Annotated in this window: 12 protein-coding genes and 1 riboswitch; of the genes, 3 read left to right on the forward strand and 9 right to left on the reverse strand. The window is 72.5% G+C overall.

All coding sequences use genetic code 11. The features are described 5' to 3' along the window. The first annotated feature begins 241 nt into the window (after positions 1-241). A complete protein-coding gene (sepH, locus tag ABT127_RS28265; RefSeq protein WP_351455760.1) occupies positions 242-1312 on the forward strand; it encodes a septation protein SepH in 1071 nt (356 codons plus the stop codon). A gap of 80 nt (positions 1313-1392) precedes the next feature. Here the strand turns inward: sepH and ABT127_RS28270 are convergent, their stop codons facing one another. Next, positions 1393-2250 carry a sulfurtransferase gene (locus tag ABT127_RS28270; RefSeq protein ID WP_351455763.1) on the reverse strand — a complete coding sequence of 286 codons (858 nt, stop codon included), beginning with the start codon at positions 2248-2250 and terminating at the stop codon, positions 1393-1395. Between the two features lie 282 nt (positions 2251-2532). Here ABT127_RS28270 and ABT127_RS28275 point away from each other — a divergent pair, with 282 nt between their 5' ends. Further along, positions 2533-3309, forward strand: a complete 777-nt coding sequence (locus ABT127_RS28275; RefSeq protein WP_351455765.1) for a VOC family protein — start codon at positions 2533-2535, stop codon at positions 3307-3309. A 33-nt stretch (positions 3310-3342) separates the two neighbouring features. On the opposite strand, the gene ABT127_RS28280 is transcribed toward ABT127_RS28275, so the two are convergent. The 4 genes from ABT127_RS28280 to ABT127_RS28295 all read right to left on the reverse strand — a co-directional run bounded on the left by ABT127_RS28280 (position 3343) and on the right by ABT127_RS28295 (position 8737). Beyond that, a complete protein-coding gene (locus ABT127_RS28280; protein WP_351455768.1) occupies positions 3343-3993 on the reverse strand; it encodes a thymidine kinase in 651 nt (216 codons plus the stop codon). A gap of 68 nt (positions 3994-4061) precedes the next feature. Beyond that, complete coding sequence (locus ABT127_RS28285) at positions 4062-5246, reverse strand: alkaline phosphatase family protein (RefSeq protein ID WP_351455771.1); 1185 nt, start codon at positions 5244-5246, stop codon at positions 4062-4064. Then, a complete protein-coding gene (locus tag ABT127_RS28290; protein WP_111662547.1) occupies positions 5246-5842 on the reverse strand; it encodes a DUF5998 family protein in 597 nt (198 codons plus the stop codon). Before ABT127_RS28290 ends, ABT127_RS28285 begins: the two co-directional genes overlap by 1 nt. Positions 5843-5929: 87 nt before the next feature. Beyond that, positions 5930-8737 (reverse strand): bifunctional acetate--CoA ligase family protein/GNAT family N-acetyltransferase, encoded by a 2808-nt coding sequence (locus ABT127_RS28295; RefSeq protein WP_351455773.1) that lies wholly within the window; start codon positions 8735-8737, stop codon positions 5930-5932. A gap of 199 nt (positions 8738-8936) precedes the next feature. On the opposite strand from ABT127_RS28295, the gene ABT127_RS28300 reads away from it, so the two are divergent. Beyond that, a complete protein-coding gene (locus tag ABT127_RS28300) occupies positions 8937-9218 on the forward strand; it encodes an HPr family phosphocarrier protein (protein WP_073755402.1) in 282 nt (93 codons plus the stop codon). A 263-nt stretch (positions 9219-9481) separates the two neighbouring features. Here the strand turns inward: ABT127_RS28300 and ABT127_RS28305 are convergent, their stop codons facing one another. The 4 genes from ABT127_RS28305 to ABT127_RS28320 all read right to left on the reverse strand — a co-directional run bounded on the left by ABT127_RS28305 (position 9482) and on the right by ABT127_RS28320 (position 14352). After that, a complete protein-coding gene (locus ABT127_RS28305; protein WP_351455777.1) occupies positions 9482-10168 on the reverse strand; it encodes a GntR family transcriptional regulator in 687 nt (228 codons plus the stop codon). A 236-nt stretch (positions 10169-10404) separates the two neighbouring features. Continuing rightward, on the reverse strand, positions 10405-11193 hold the full coding sequence (locus tag ABT127_RS28310) for a M23 family metallopeptidase (protein ID WP_351455780.1): 789 nt from the start codon (positions 11191-11193) through the stop codon (positions 10405-10407). A 12-nt stretch (positions 11194-11205) separates the two neighbouring features. Next, positions 11206-11366, reverse strand: a riboswitch (cyclic di-AMP (ydaO/yuaA leader). Positions 11367-11617: 251 nt separating this feature from the next. Further along, entirely contained in the window at positions 11618-12985 is a 1368-nt protein-coding gene (locus ABT127_RS28315) for a M16 family metallopeptidase (protein WP_351456017.1), read from the reverse strand. Between the two features lie 17 nt (positions 12986-13002). Continuing rightward, positions 13003-14352, reverse strand: coding sequence for a M16 family metallopeptidase (locus ABT127_RS28320; RefSeq protein WP_351456019.1), 1350 nt, complete (start codon positions 14350-14352; stop codon positions 13003-13005). Between the last annotated feature and the right edge of the window lie 135 nt (positions 14353-14487).

Consider the following 14487-nt stretch of genomic DNA (forward strand, 5'->3'; position numbering starts at 1 on the left):
TCCCGGCAGGGTGCACCGGGGCCTTCCAGGACCGCCGGGAGGGGGCTCGTTGCACAGGGTGACGGACTCGGTCACTTAGCGTTGCGAACAAGTAACCGTGCCATAACGGCGATCTTGGGTCCATGCCCGACACGCCGGGCAACTCGGCAAGGTTGTGGCAGGCTGCACCCGGGCAGGCCACACTCGACTAGCGGAAGCAGCGACGCACGTGACGTCGGCAGGCACCACCCGGGAGGTCCCCATGCCCGAACTGCGTGTCGTGGCCGTCTCTAACGACGGCACACGGCTGGTGCTGAAGGCTGCGGACAGCACGGAGTACACGCTTCCGATCGACGAGCGCCTCCGGGCCGCCGTGCGCGGCGACCGTCCGCGCCTCGGCCAGATCGAGATCGAGGTGGAGAGCCACCTCCGCCCGCGTGACATCCAGGCGCGCATACGAGCAGGAGCCTCCGCCGAGGAGGTCGCCCAGCTCGCAGGCATTCCGGTCGACCGCGTACGCCGTTTCGAGGGCCCCGTGCTCGCGGAGCGTGCGTTCATGGCCGAGCGGGCCAGGAAGACTCCCGTGCGCCGTCCCGGCGAGAACACCGGCCCCCAGCTCGGCGAGGCGGTGCAGGAGCGACTCCTGCTGCGCGGCGCCGACAAGGAAACCGTCCAGTGGGACTCCTGGCGCCGCGACGACGGCACCTGGGAAGTCCTCCTCGTCTACCGGGTCGCGGGCGAACCGCACTCGGCGAGCTGGACCTACGACCCGCCCCGCAGGCTCGTCCAGGCCGTGGACGACGAGGCGCGCTCGCTGATCGGCGAGTCCGACGACATCGGTGCGCCCGAACCCACGTTCCCGTTCGTGCCGCGTATCGCGCGGCTGCCGCGGGACCGGCCGCTGGACCGCGCCCTGGACCGGCAGCTGGAGCGTCCCGCCCCGCCGCCGGAGCCGTCCTCCGAGGAGAACCTGCCGGCGATCGCCTCCTCCTCGGAGCGCGACTCGCTGACCAGCCTGCTGGAGGCGGTACCGAGCTACCGCGGCGACATCGTGGTCCCCGAGCGTCCGACGGCGGCTCCCGAGCCGCAGGAGGAGCCGGAGCCGCCCGCGGCCGCCGAGCTGGAGGAGCCGCCCGCGCCCGCCGCGTCGGCCGGAGCCGGAGCGGCGTACGCGGACGTGCTGATGCCGCGCTCCGTCGCGGGCCACCGGGACCGCCTCACCGGCACCACCGACCGGCAGGCCGAGGCCGACGGGGTGCGCCCCGGACGCCGGGCCGCGGTGCCGAGCTGGGACGAGATCGTGTTCGGCACGCGCCGTAAGAAGCAGGACTAGCGGCAGGAACCGCCAAGAGGTATGCGATCGGGGCCCGGGACGTTCACTCACCCGGGCCCCGATCGCGTTCCGGGGATCGCCTACTGCGGGTCGGGGCCCGTCGCCACCGGACGGGACGCGTCCGCCGACCACTGCGACCACGAACCGACGTACAGCTGCGCGTCGATCCCGGCGACCGCGAGCGCCAGGACCTCGTGGGCACCCGAGACACCGGAGCCGCAATACACGCCCACCTGGTCCGGATCACCGGTCGCGCCAAGCGACTTGAAGCGCTCGGCGAGGTCGGCGGCGTGACGGAAGCGGCCGTCACCGGTGACGTTCTCCGTGGTCGGGGCCGACACCGCGCCCGGGATGTGGCCGCCGACCCGGTCGATGGGCTCCACGTCGCCCCGGTAGCGCTCGGCGGCGCGGGCGTCCAGGAGCAGTCCGGAGCGGGCCAGCGCGGCCGCCGCGTCCGCGTCGAGGAGGCCGGTGGCACCGGGTGCAGGGTCGAAGGTGCCGGGGCGGGGCGACGGGCTCGCGGTCTCCGTCGGGCCCTCCCAGGCGGGCAGGCCACCGTCGAGGACCCGCACGGACGGGTGCCCCGTCCAGCGCAGCAGCCACCAGGCGCGGGCCGCCGCCCAGCCCTGTCCGCCGTCGTACACGACCACGTCGCGGTCCGCCGACACGCCGGCCGCCCGCATGGCGGCCCCGAACACGGCAAGATCCGGCAGGGGGTGCCGGCCCGCCTCGGGACCCGCCTGTCCGGCCAGCTCCCGGTCCAGGTCGACGAAGACGGCACCAGGGACGTGACCTGCTGCGTACGCGGCACGGCCGTCGAATTCCGGGGCTCCTGCGGCCTTCGCGAGGCTGAGCTGCCAGCGGACGTCGAGCACGACGGGCGGTCGCTCCCCCGCCAACTCGCTCGCAAGTTCGGATGCGGTGATGATGGCATTCATGCGGTCCATCCTTGCTCATGCTCTGGCCCGAGCGCCCGCGTTCGGATAGCGTGCTCGATCGACTACACAGCGTCGACCTGCCGGTCACGGTCCGGTCATGGCGCGGCAGCGTGCGCGACACACCGTTTCGGGCGTCCCGGGCGAGGAGCCCGAAGTCTCCGGTGCGGTCGGGAAGCGCCGCGCGGCACCCAGTGCCACCATCGACACGGGCGCGGTACGACGTGTGGAGCCCGATGCAGGGCCCGAGGGTTCTGGTCCGAGAAGTCCGAGGAGAGAGTGACGATGACCGAGGCAGCAGCCCGGCGCGTGCCCGGCACCCCTTGCTGGGTGAGCCTGATGGTGCACGACATGGCGGCGACCCAGGACTTCTACGGGGCGCTGTTCGGCTGGGAGTTCAGGCCGGGACCGCAGCAGCTCGGCCCGTATGCGCGGGCCCTGCTCGACGGCGCGGAGGTGGCCGGCATCGGCCAGCTGCCGCCCGACCGTCACCTGCCGATCGCCTGGACGCCGTATCTGGCCGCGGAGGACGTGGACGTGACGGCGGAGTCGGTGCGGCACTGCGGCGGCACCGTGGGCGTCGGCCCGCTGGACGCCGGCGAGGCGGGCCGGATGGCGATGGCCTCCGACCCGGTGGGCGCCGTGTTCGGGCTCTGGCAGGCGGCCTCGCACCTGGGCATGGCGGTGACCGGCGTGCCCGGCTCGGTGGTGTGGAACGAGCTGGTGACGCGGGAGACCGCGAGCGTCGCCAAGTTCTACCAGGCGGTCTTCGGGTACACCGAAGAGGCCGTGGTCTCCGCCGACTTCGACCATCTGGCACTGTGCCTTGAGGGTCGCCCGGTGGCGTCCGTGCAGGGCGTGGGGCACGCCCTGCCCCGTGATCGGGGCTCGCACTGGATGACGTACTTCGAGGCGGCCGATGTCGACGAGGCCGTGGAGCGCGTCGCCGATCTGGGCGGACACGTGGTCCGGCCCGCGCGGGAGGGCTCGCACGGGCGGGTGGCCACGGTGGCGGATCCGGAGGGGGCGCGGTTCGCGCTCGTGGCATCACGCGAGGCGTGACGCCGACGGCCGCGGACCGCTGGGAAGCGGATCTCAGGCCGGGGCGACCGGCAGCACATCGGGCGAGAGCGCGGCGGCCCGTGCGCCCGCGCTCGTCATCCGGCGCCGGTGATGGCGCCGGCACAGCACCTCGTAGCCGATCCGGTCCTCGGCCTGGTTGACGTCTCCGACGACGACCTGGGCGCCCTCGACGACCATCTCCCCGTTGACGGTGCGGGCGTTGTGGGTGGCGCGCGCACCGCACCAGCACAGCGCCTCGACCTGGAGCACCTCGACGCGGTCGGCGAGCTCGACCAGCCGCTGGGAGCCGGGGAACAGCTTGGAGCGGAAGTCCGTCGTGATGCCGAAGGCGTAGACGTCGAGTTCGAGGTCGTCGACGATCCGGGCCAGCTGGTCGATCTGTCCGGGAGCGAGGAACTGCGCCTCGTCGGCGATGACGTAGTCCACCTTGCCGCCCTGGGAGAGGTGGTCCACGACGTACGCGTACACATCCAGGTCGTCGGCGACCTCCACGGCGTCGGTGACCAGGCCGAGGCGCGAGGAGAGCTTTCCCTCGCCGGCCCGGTCGTCCCGGGTGAAGATCATGCCCTGGAGGCCGCGGGCCGAGCGGTTGTGCTCGATCTGCAGAGCCAGGGTGCTCTTTCCGCAGTCCATCGTTCCGGAGAAGAACACCAGCTCGGGCATGGGAGGTCGAGCACCTTTCGGATCGTGCGGCGGAGGGGAGGCGGTGGGGGGGGGGATGCGGTAGAGGGTCAGGAGCGTGCTTCGAGAAGCGGTACGAGCTGTTCCGCCGGGGTCATCGAGCCGTGGTTGCCCACCATCAGGGACTCCTTCGGCTCGCTCTGCGAGGCGATGATGAGCACGTCGTCGCGGGCGGCGGCGATCACGTCGCCGAGACGGTCGTACACCCGCTGGTCGACGTGGGGTCCGAACCAGCCCGCGGCGATCGCCTCGTCCCGGCTCGCGATCCAGAACTGCTCGCCGAGCACCTCGCGCCACACGGCGAGGACGTCACCCTGGGCGCCGGGCACCGCGTAGACATGGCGGGCGCGGCCCTCGCCGCCGAGCAGGGCGACACCCGCGCCCAGCTCCCAGTCCTCGTCGAAGTCGATCCGGGACTGCTCGTCGAAGGGGATGTCGACCATGCCGTGGTCGGCGGTGACGTACAGGGCGCTGCGCGGCGGCAGTTGCTCGGCGAGGCGCTGGGCGAGCCGGTCGACGTACATCAACTGGCCGCGCCACGGGTCGGAGTCGAGACCGAAGCGGTGCCCCTTGCCGTCCACCTCGCTGTAGTACGTGTAGACCAACGACCGGTCCCCCGCCGCCAGTTGCTCGGCGGCCAGGTCCATGCGGTCCTCGCCGGAGAGTCTGCCGTAGAAGGTGCCGCTCAGCGCGATCTTCGTGAGGGGGGTCGACTCGAAGGTGGGGGCGGACACCTGGGCGGTGTGCACGCCCGCGTCGTGGGCGCGCTGGAAGAGCGTGGGGTAGGGCTGCCAGGTCTTCGGCTTCGTCCAGGGCTTCCAGCGGAGCTGGTTCATCAGCTGGCCGGTCTCCGGGTTGCGCACCGTGTAGCCGGGCAGGCCGTGGGCGCCGGGCGGCAGTCCGGTGCCGACCGAGGCGAGGGAGGTCGCGGTGGTCGCCGGATAGCCGGCGGTGATCGGGCGGCCCGTGCCGCCGCGCGAGGACGCTATGAGCGAGTGCAGGAACGGCGCCTCGTCGGGGTGCGCCTTCAGCTGCTCCCAGCCGAGGCCGTCGATCAGGAAGACGCAGGCCCGGTCGACCGGGGAGAGCTCGGCGATGGCCGGGGTGCAGTCGGGGACGCCCAGGTGGGCGCCGAGGGTGGGCAGCAGGTCCGCGAGGGATCCGGTGCCGTACGCCGGGACGGGAGCGGTGTGGACGGGCAGCGGCTCTACGTCGTCCCAGGCGGCCTGCGTCATCAGCGTCCCGCGTCCGCGGTGGCCTCGGACAGGGACTGGGCGAAGGCGAGTGCCTGGCGCACGGTCTCGGGGCCGTCGCCCGCCTCGCTGACGCGCAGGCTCAGGTCGTCCGCCGTGGAGCTGCCCGTGTAGCCGTGGTCGGCCTCGCAGTTGGGGTCGCCGCAGGCGGCGGGCTCCAGGTCGAGGCGGGAGACGGCGCCCCAGCCGATGGTGAGGACGACCTCGCGGGGCAGGGTGCCCGGGACGTACTTCTCGGGATTGGCGACGACCCGACTGAGCACGACCGACGAGATCCGGTCGAGCTTGACCGACTCCGTGGACGTCGTCGCGTACGGCGTCGGGGAGGTGCTGTCGGCCGCCTGCTCGTCGGTGTGGCTGACGATGAAGCGGGTGTCGGTCAGGACCAGGACGGTGACATGACGACGGACCTCGTTCGCGTCGAACGTGGTCTCCTGGTGGACGAGGTACGACGAGATCGGCTCGCCGCCGACCGCGGCCTCCACCGCCTCGGCCACGAGGGCCGGGTAGTAGCCGCTGCGCTCGATCGCCGCTCGCAGCCCTTGGGTCGTCGTACTGGTCTTGGCCATGGGGTCCATCCTAAGGCCCGGGAAGAGGCTGCCGATGCGCCTGTGGATAACTCTCCGTGAGGGCATTTCGCTGCATCGCCGGAGGCGCGGGCCGGGTCAGTAGGCGCTGGGCAGCGTGCGCGGGCCCAGGTCGTCACGGGCGGGCGGGGGCGCGAGCCGGACGGAGGCGCCGAGGACGGTCAGGCCGGCCTGTGCGACCACGACCGGTTCGAGGGCGACGCCGACGACCTCGGGATGATCGTCGACGAGCCGGGACACCCGCTGGAGCAGTTCCTCCAGGGCAGGGGTGTCGACGGGGGCGGCGCCGCGCCAGCCGAACAGAATCGGGGCCGTCTTGATCGAACGGACGACCGCCTGCGCGTCGCGGTCGGTCACCGGGATCAGACGGTGCGCGGTGTCGCCGAGCAGTTCGGACGGAGCGCCGGCCAGGCCGAAGGAGAGCACGGCCCCGGCGGCCGGGTCGATGACGGCGCGGACGACGGTGTCGACACCCCGCGGCGCCATGGCCTGGACGACCGGACGCAGTTCGGCGGGCCTGCCGAGCCGGTCGGTGAGGTCCTCGTAGGCGCGGCGCAGGTCGTCCTCGTCGGCGAGGTCGAGGCGGACCCCGCCGAGGTCGGCGCGGTGGCGCAGGTGCGGGGCGGTCGTCTTCAGGGCCACCGGGTAGCCGAGCGTGCGGGCGGCCTCGGCGGCCCGGTCGGCGTCGGGTGCGGGCAGGGTCGGGCGGACGTCGACCCCGTAGAGGGCGAGCAGGTCGCGGGCGTCCTCGGGGGCGAGGTCCGTGCCACGCGGATCGTCGTCCTTGGCGAGCAGTCCGGTGATGAGGGCCGCGGCGGCCTGCTCGTCGACGCGGTCGAACTCGGGCACCTTGCCGGGCTCCGCCGCGTCGCGCCGCCACTGGGCGTACTTGGCGGCTTCGGAGAGGGCGCGGACGGCGCGCTCGGCCGCGGGGTAGGCGGGGATGAGGCGCGGGGCGCCCTCCGGGGTCCCGGCGGTCGCGGGGGTCGGCAGGGTCGGGGCGTTGGGGCCGGTGCTGGTCGCGGCGGAGAGCGCCTCGGCGAGGCCGCCGAGTTCGACGTGGACGACGAGCACGGTCTTGGTGGGGGCGGTGGCGGCGGCCGCGCTCAGGGCGGCCGCCAGTTCGGCGTCCCCGGTCGGGTCCTCCCCCACCACCGGCATCGCGGTGACGACAACGGCGTCGGTCTTGTCGTCGGCCAGCGCCTCCTCCAGGGCGGCCCGGAAGTCCGCGGCGGAGGCCTGGGTGGTGAGGTCACGCGGTGTCTTGGGCCGCAGCCCCTCGGAGAGAGCGACGTCGTAGGTCAGCAGACCGAGCGACTCCGAGTTGCCCAGGATGGCGACGCGCGGGCCCGCGGGCAGCGGCTGGCGTGCCAGCAGGAGTCCGGCGTCGACGAGTTCGGTGATCGTGTCGACGCGGATGACACCCGCCTGGCGCAGCAGGGCGGAGACGGTGGCGTAGGGCAGGCGCGTGGCACGGACGGCGTGCCCGGTCGGCGCGATGCCGCTGTGCCGGGCTCCCTGGACGACCACCAGGGGCTTGGCGGCCGCGGTACGGCGTGCGAGGCGGGTGAACTTGCGCGGGTTGCCGATCGATTCGAGGTACATCAGGGCGACGTCGGTGTCGGCGTCGTCGTACCAGTACTGCAGGACGTCGTTGCCGGAGACGTCGGCGCGGTTGCCCGCCGAGACGAACGTGGAGACGCCGGTGACCCCCGTGACGCCGCCGCCCCTGCGGTGCAGCCGGGACAGCAGGGCGATGCCGATGGCGCCGGACTGGGCGAACAGGCCGATGCGTCCGGCGCGGGGCATCTCGGGGGCGAGCGAGGCGTTGAGCCGTACGTCGGGCGAGGTGTTGACGACCCCGAAGGCGTTCGGCCCGATGATGCGCATGCCGTAGGTGCGTGCCTGGCGGACGAGTTCGCGCTGGCGCTCCCGGCCCTCGGCGCCGCTCTCGGCGTATCCGGCGGACACGACGACCAGGCCCTGTACGCCGCGCGCGCCGCATTCGGCGACGACCTCGGGGACGTCCGGCGCGGGCACCGCGACGACGGCCAGGTCCACGGGCTGGGCCGGGTCGATGTCCCCGACCGAACGGTGGGCGGGCACTCCGTCGACTTCCGTGAGGTCGGCGGGGAACGCCTTGTTGACGGCGTAGAGGCGGCCGGTGAATCCGGCCGCCTTCAGGTTGCCGAGAACGCTGTGGCCCACTCCTCCGGCCGTGCGTCCCACGCCGATCACGGCGACGGAGCCGGGCGCGAGGAGGCGCTGCACGGAGCGGGCCTCCGCGCGCTGCTCGCGCGCGTGCTGCACGGCGAGGGACGCCTCGGTGGGCTCGATGTCGAACTCCAGGCGGACGACGCCGTCCTCGAAGCTGCGCTTCTGCGTGTATCCGGCATCCCGGAACACCTTGATCATCTTGGTGTTGGCGGGCAGCACCTCGGCGGCGAACCGGCGGATGCCGCGCTCGCGCGCGACGGCCGCGATGTGTTCGAGGAGGGCGGAGGCGACACCGCGCCCCTGGTGGGCGTCCTGCACCAGGAAGGCGACCTCGGCCTCGTCGGCCGGGGCGGAGGCGGGCATCCCCCGTGCGTCGATCCGGTCGTAGCGGACCGTCGCGATGAACTCGCCGCCCACCGTGACCGCGAGGCCGACCCGGTCGACGTAGTCGTGATGGGTGAAGCGGTGCACGTCCTTGGCGGACAGCCGCGGGTAGGGCGCGAAGAAGCGGTAGTACTTCGACTCGTCCGAGACCTGCTCGTAGAAGCTGGTCAGCCGCTCGGCGTCCGCGGTGGTGATGGGCCTGATCCGGGCGGTGCCGCCGTCGCGCAGCACCACGTCGGCCTCCCAGTGGGCGGGGTAGGCGTGCCGGTCCGACGGGGTCTCCATGCCGCAAGGGTAGGGCCGACCGCCGGCCGGCGGAGGGATGCGTGTCGCCGTCGCACGGGTCGCGGCCCGCGCGCGTGGGAGGCAGGCTGAAGGAGGCCGAAGGGCCGTGCGCGTACGGGACGTGGGTCCGCGGCGAGCACGGGTCACGGTGTGTGAGAATGGTCTAGACAACTGTGAGACACCTGAAGGGCAGCATCACATGGCTGAGCGCCGCGTCAACGTCGGCTGGGCCGAGGGCCTCCACGCCCGTCCCGCCTCCATCTTCGTCCGCGCGGCCACGGCGGCCGGCGTCCCCGTGACGATCGCCAAGGCCGACGGCAACCCCGTCAACGCCGCCTCGATGCTCGCGGTGCTGGGCCTGGGCGCCCAGGGCGGCGAGGAGATCGTCCTGGCCTCCGACGCCGAGGGGGCGGACGCCGCGCTCGACCGGCTGGCCAAGCTGGTCGCCGAGGGCCTCGACGAGCTTCCCGAGACCGTCTGACCCACGGCACCCTTCGACGGAGCCGCGCGTTTCTCTTCGGAGCGCGCGGCTCCGTCGTTCTGTGCCACGACGGCCCTGGACGCTCTTCCCGCACTCACTGAAATTGACGCATGAAAGAAGTGCGCGAAAAAGCCTGCAGAATAAAACACAGGGATATGCGCAGGGGGAAGCCGCCGCACTGAATGCGGCACGGGCATAGGCAGCGGAAAACAGGGCGCGACCCATTCCGCGAATAGTGCACTTCTTTGTATACGGCTCCCCTGTTAATGCTGGAGCCCCGCCGTGTTTACGGGATGTTGCGAAGTCCTCACACGCTCACCCGCGCGCGGGACGCGCAGCCGGTGGGCCGCCGTCGCCCGCTCGGTGTGCTGGGCCGTCAGGGCGCGGGCCCGCTCGGCGTCGCCGCGGGCCACGGCGTCGACGATGGCCCCGTGCTCGGACCAGGAGTCGGCCGGCCGGGGCGGGGTCTCGACCGCGTACATCCAGGCGATCTTGTACCGCAGCTGGGTCAGCAGGGTGATCAGACCGGGGCTTCCGGAGGCCTGGGCGAGCGTCTCGTGGAACCAGCCGCCCAGGGAGCGCAGATCCTCGTTCTGCCCCCGCCTGGAGCGCTCCTGCCCGAGCCTGACCAGGCCGCGCAGCACTTTGAGGTGGGCCTCGGTGCGGCGCTGGGCCGCACGGGCCGCGCCCAGCGGTTCGAGCAGCATACGGATCTCCAGGAGATCGGCGGCCTCCTGCTCGGTGGGTTCGGCGACGCACGCGCCCGCGTGCCGCCGCGTGACGACGAACCCCTCCGCCTCCAGGGTGCGCAGCGCCTCACGGACCGGAACGCGCGAGACGCCGTAGCGCCGCGCGAGCAGTTCCTCGGTGAGCCTGCCGCCGCGCTCGTAGACACCCGCGACGATGTCGTCGCGGATCGCCGTGCATACCGAGTGCGCGGGAATGCGCATGACCCGACCTCCGCCTTAATCCCCGCGAAACGCGGTCGATTGACGCCCGTACAAACGCGATTGACCTCCGGTCAGCGCGCTTGACCGACGACTCTATTCCACCGCGCTTGAATTTCCGACGGCAGGCCGGAATCCAGGGATATTTTTTGGACACCGGAGGTCTGCTCGGGACAGGCGACGCGAAAGCCCCGGCTCGGCGAGCCGGGGCTTTCGGAGGTGGGTCGGGCGTGGGCGCGTCAGACGTTCACGCCGTGCGAGCGCAGGTACGCGACGGGGTCGATGTCCGAGCCGTAGTCGGGACCGGTGCGGGCCTCGAAGTGGAGGTGCGGGCCCGTGACGTTGCCGGTGGCGCCCGAGAGGGCTATCTGCTGGCCGGGGGTGACCGACTGGCCGACGGAGACGCCGATGGACGACAGGTGACCGTACTGGGTGTACGTACCGTCGTTCATCTTGATGACGATGTTGTTGCCGTACGCGCCGCCCCAGCCGGCCTCGACGACGGTGCCGGAGCCCACGGCGTGCACCGCGGTGCCGGTGGCGGCGTGGAAGTCGATGCCCGTGTGGCTGCCGGAGGACCACAGACCGCTGCTGGCCTTGTACGCGGTGGAGACGTACGAGCCGGAGACGGGCGCCACGAAGGAGTTGAGGCGCTTGCGCTCGGCCTCCCGGGCGGCGCGCTCCTTGGCCTCGCGCTCCTTCTTGGCCTTCTCCTCGGCCTTGCGCTTGGCCTCCTCGGCCCGCTTCTTGGCCTCGGCCTCCGCCTTCTTCTTCGCGGCGGCCGCGTCGGCGGCCTTCTTCTGGGCGGCGGCCTGGGCGTCGATCTGGTCGGCGAGGGAGTCGCCGATGGAGACGGCCTGCGTCAGGTTGTTCTGCTCCGGGGCCGCGGTGTCCGCGGCGAGCGCGGGGGCGGCGAGGCCGCCGACGACACCGGTCGTGGTGAGCGCGGCGACACTCGCGACCTGTGCGGTGGTACGCGTGATGCGGCTCGGACGACGGTGCTTCCCGGTGGCACGGGTGAACGCCATGGAGAGGCTGATCCTTTCCTTCCCTCTCGCCTACCGGGTTAGCTGACGGGTTCGGAGCAGGAAGGTCTCCTACGGGCAACCCCCTTGCGGGAGGAGCCCGATTCACCCCAGGGACTTCGGTGGGTCCCCGGCTCCCCCGGCTCGCGCCTTGGGGGACTCGGCGATGACTGTCCGGTGACGCGGGCGCGGCACTGGTGCGGCGGACAGCCGGACCGACGCTAAGCGGGACATCTTTTAATCAACAAACGGATCCCGGCTTTTGTCGCGCATGCCACAGGGCAGACACGCAACCTCCACACCATTTCGGACATATACGAAGCGAGGTGATCGCGTTTGCTCACGTGAGGGACATCACGGACACGCCGGAGCCCCGGCGACCTCACGGGTCGCCGGGGCTCCGATGCGGTGCGGCGCGGTGTGCCGATCAGCCGGTGACCACGGTCACTTCGCCGATGCCGAGCGCCCTGACCGGCTCCTCGATCTGCGCGGCGTCGCCCACGAGGACCGTCACCAGACGGTCCGCCGGGAAGGCGCTCACGACCGCCGCCGTGGCCTCCACGGTGCCCGTCTCGGCGAGTTGACGGTACAGACGGGCCTGGTAGTCGTCGGGCAGGTGCTGCTCGACCTGGTCGGCGAGGGTGCCCGCGACGTTCGCCGCGGTCTCGAACTTGAGCGGGGCCACCCCCACCAGGTTCTGCACGGCCGTGTCCCGCTCGGCGTCCGTGAGGCCCTCCGCGGCCAGCGTGCGCAGCACCTTCCACAGGTCGTCCAGCGCGGGGCCGGTGTTCGGGGTGTCCACGGAACCGCTGATGGCGAGCATCGCGGCGCCCGTCCCGTCCGGCGCGGAGCGCAGCACCTGCGCGAAGGACCGCACCCCGTAGGTGTAGCCCTTCTCCTCGCGCAGGACCCGGTCGAGGCGCGAGGTGAGCGTGCCGCCCAGGCAGTACGTGCCGAGGATCTGCGCGGCCCACACCCGGTCGTGCTTGTCGGGTCCGATGCGGCCGATCAGCAGCTGGGTCTGCACGGCGCCCGGACGGTCCACGATGACGACGCGGCCGGTGTCGTCGGCCGTGACGGGCGGCACGGGGCGCGCCTCCGCGGTGTTCCCGGTCCAGGCGCCGAGCGTGTCGGCGAGCAGGCCGTCGAGATCGACGCCGGTGAGGTCGCCCACCACCACGGCGGTGGCGGTGGCGGGGCGTACGTGCTTCTCGTAGAAGGCGCGGACCGCCGACGCGTCGATGGCGGCGACGGTCTCCTCGGTGCCCTGGCGCGGGCGCGACATGCGCGCGTCGGCCGGGAAGAGCTGCTTGGAGAGCTCCTTGGCGGCGCGGCGGGCCGGGCTGGCGCTCTCGTGCGGGATCTCGTCGAGCCGGTTGGCCACCAGGCGCTCGATCTCGCTGTCGGCGAAGGCGGGCGCCCGCAGGGCATCGGCGAGGAGGGCGAGGCCCTTGGGGAGCCGGGAGACCGGCACTTCGAGGGAGACCCGGACGCCGGGGTGGTCGGCGTGCGCGTCCATGGTGGCGCCGGCGCGCTCCAGTTCGGCCGCGAACTCCTCGGCGGAGTGCTTGTCGGTGCCCTCGTTGAAGGCGCGCGCCATGATCGTGGCGACGCCGTCGAGGCCCTGGGGCTCGGCCTCCAGGGGCGCCTCCAGATTGACCTCCACGGCGACGACCTGCTGGCCGGGGCGGTGGCAGTGCAGGACGGTGAGGCCGTTGTCGAGCGCGCCGCGCTGCGGGGCGGGGAACGCCCAGGGCTTGGCCGCACCGGGCTGCGGCTGAGGGTGGAAGTCCATGCTCGCGAGCTGCTCGGTCACTGGCCCGCCTCCTCGTCGTTCGCTGCGGTCTCGTCGTCGGCCTCGGCGGGGCCCGTGGGCTCGTACACCAGGACCGCGCGGTTGTCGGGGCGCAGGCGGGCCTCGGCGATCTCCCGGACCTCCTCGGCGGTCACGTCGAGGACACGCTGCACGGCGGTGAGGGCGAGCTGCGGGTCACCGAACAGGACCGCGTAGCGGCACAGTTCGTCGGCGCGGCCCGCGACGGTGCCGAGCCGGTCCAGCCACTCGCGCTCCAACTGGGCCTGCGCGCGCTCCATTTCCTCGGGGCTCGGCCCCTCCTCGGCGAACCGGGCCAGCTCCTCGTCGACGGCCGCCTCGATGACGGGCACCTCGACGTCGCCGGACGTCTTCACGTCCAGCCAGCCGAGGGAGGGCGCGCCGGCGAGCCGCAGCAGGCCGAAGCCGGCGGCGACCGCGGTGCGGTCCCGTCGCACGAGGCGGTTGTACAGCCGCGAGGACTCGCCGCCGCCGAGCACGGTCAGGGCGAGGTCGGCGGCGTCGGACGCGCGCGTGCCGTCCGCGGGGAGCCGGTAGGCGGCCATCAGGGCGCGGGCCGGCACCTCCTCCTCGACGACCTCGCGCAGCTGCTCGCCGATGACGTCCGGCAGGCCGCCGTCGCGCGGGGCGGGCTTGCCGTCGTGGGCGGGAATGGAACCGAAGTACTTCTCGACCCACGCGAGCGTCTGCTCGGGGTCGATGTCGCCCACCACGGAGAGCACCGCGTTGTTCGGCGCGTAGTACGTGCGGAAGAAGCTCCGCGCGTCCTCCAGCGTGGCGGCGTCCAGGTCGGCCATGGAACCGATGGGCGTGTGGTGGTACGGGTGGCCCTCGGGGTACATGAGGGCGGTCAGCTTCTCGAAGGCGGTGCCGTACGGGACGTTGTCGTAGCGCTGCCGGCGCTCGTTCTTGACGACGTCGCGCTGGTTCTCCATCGACTCGTCGTCGAGGGCCGTCAGGAGCGAGCCCATGCGGTCGGCCTCCAGCCAGAGCGCGAGCTCCAGCTGGTGGGCGGGCATGGTCTCGAAGTAGTTCGTGCGCTCGAAGCTCGTCGTACCGTTGAGCGAACCGCCCGCGCCCTGGACCAGCTCGAAGTGGCCGTTGCCCGACACCTGCTTCGAGCCCTGGAACATCAGGTGCTCGAAAAGGTGAGCCAGACCGGTACGGCCCTTGACCTCGTGGCGCGAGCCGACGTCGTACCAGAGGCAGACCGCCGCGACCGGGGTCAGGTGATCCTCGGAGAGCACCACGCGCAGGCCGTTGGCCAGCCGGTGCTCGGTCGCTGTCAGGCCGCCGGAACCGGCCTCGGCGGTGGCCGTGTGACCCATGGGCATGTACGTCCCTTCGATCGCGGAAAGTGCAGAAGTGCTGCCAGTCCTGCCACTGTATGCAAGCGTGCTGACCCCTGGCGAAGTTCCCGCCCGGGCTACGCCGTAAGCGAGCACACGGCCCCCGGAAGCGCC

The sequence above is a fragment of the Streptomyces sp. NPDC001904 genome (genome assembly GCF_040297005.1).
Classification (GTDB): Bacteria; Actinomycetota; Actinomycetes; order Streptomycetales; family Streptomycetaceae; genus Streptomyces.

Bases quoted from the DNA above. Each gene is read 5' to 3' on its own strand.
- sepH (WP_351455760.1), top strand. From the start codon at position 242: ATGCCCGAACTGCGTGTCGTGGCCGTCTCTAACGACGGCACACGGCTG.
- ABT127_RS28270 (WP_351455763.1), bottom strand. From the start codon at position 2,250: ATGAATGCCATCATCACCGCATCCGAACTTGCGAGCGAGTTGGCGGGG.
- ABT127_RS28275 (WP_351455765.1), top strand. From the start codon at position 2,533: ATGACCGAGGCAGCAGCCCGGCGCGTGCCCGGCACCCCTTGCTGGGTG.
- ABT127_RS28280 (WP_351455768.1), bottom strand. From the start codon at position 3,993: ATGCCCGAGCTGGTGTTCTTCTCCGGAACGATGGACTGCGGAAAGAGC.
- ABT127_RS28285 (WP_351455771.1), bottom strand. From the start codon at position 5,246: ATGACGCAGGCCGCCTGGGACGACGTAGAGCCGCTGCCCGTCCACACC.
- ABT127_RS28290 (WP_111662547.1), bottom strand. From the start codon at position 5,842: ATGGACCCCATGGCCAAGACCAGTACGACGACCCAAGGGCTGCGAGCG.
- ABT127_RS28295 (WP_351455773.1), bottom strand. From the start codon at position 8,737: ATGGAGACCCCGTCGGACCGGCACGCCTACCCCGCCCACTGGGAGGCC.
- ABT127_RS28300 (WP_073755402.1), top strand. From the start codon at position 8,937: ATGGCTGAGCGCCGCGTCAACGTCGGCTGGGCCGAGGGCCTCCACGCC.
- ABT127_RS28305 (WP_351455777.1), bottom strand. From the start codon at position 10,168: ATGCGCATTCCCGCGCACTCGGTATGCACGGCGATCCGCGACGACATC.
- ABT127_RS28310 (WP_351455780.1), bottom strand. From the start codon at position 11,193: ATGGCGTTCACCCGTGCCACCGGGAAGCACCGTCGTCCGAGCCGCATC.
- ABT127_RS28315 (WP_351456017.1), bottom strand. From the start codon at position 12,985: ATGGACTTCCACCCTCAGCCGCAGCCCGGTGCGGCCAAGCCCTGGGCG.
- ABT127_RS28320 (WP_351456019.1), bottom strand. From the start codon at position 14,352: ATGGGTCACACGGCCACCGCCGAGGCCGGTTCCGGCGGCCTGACAGCG.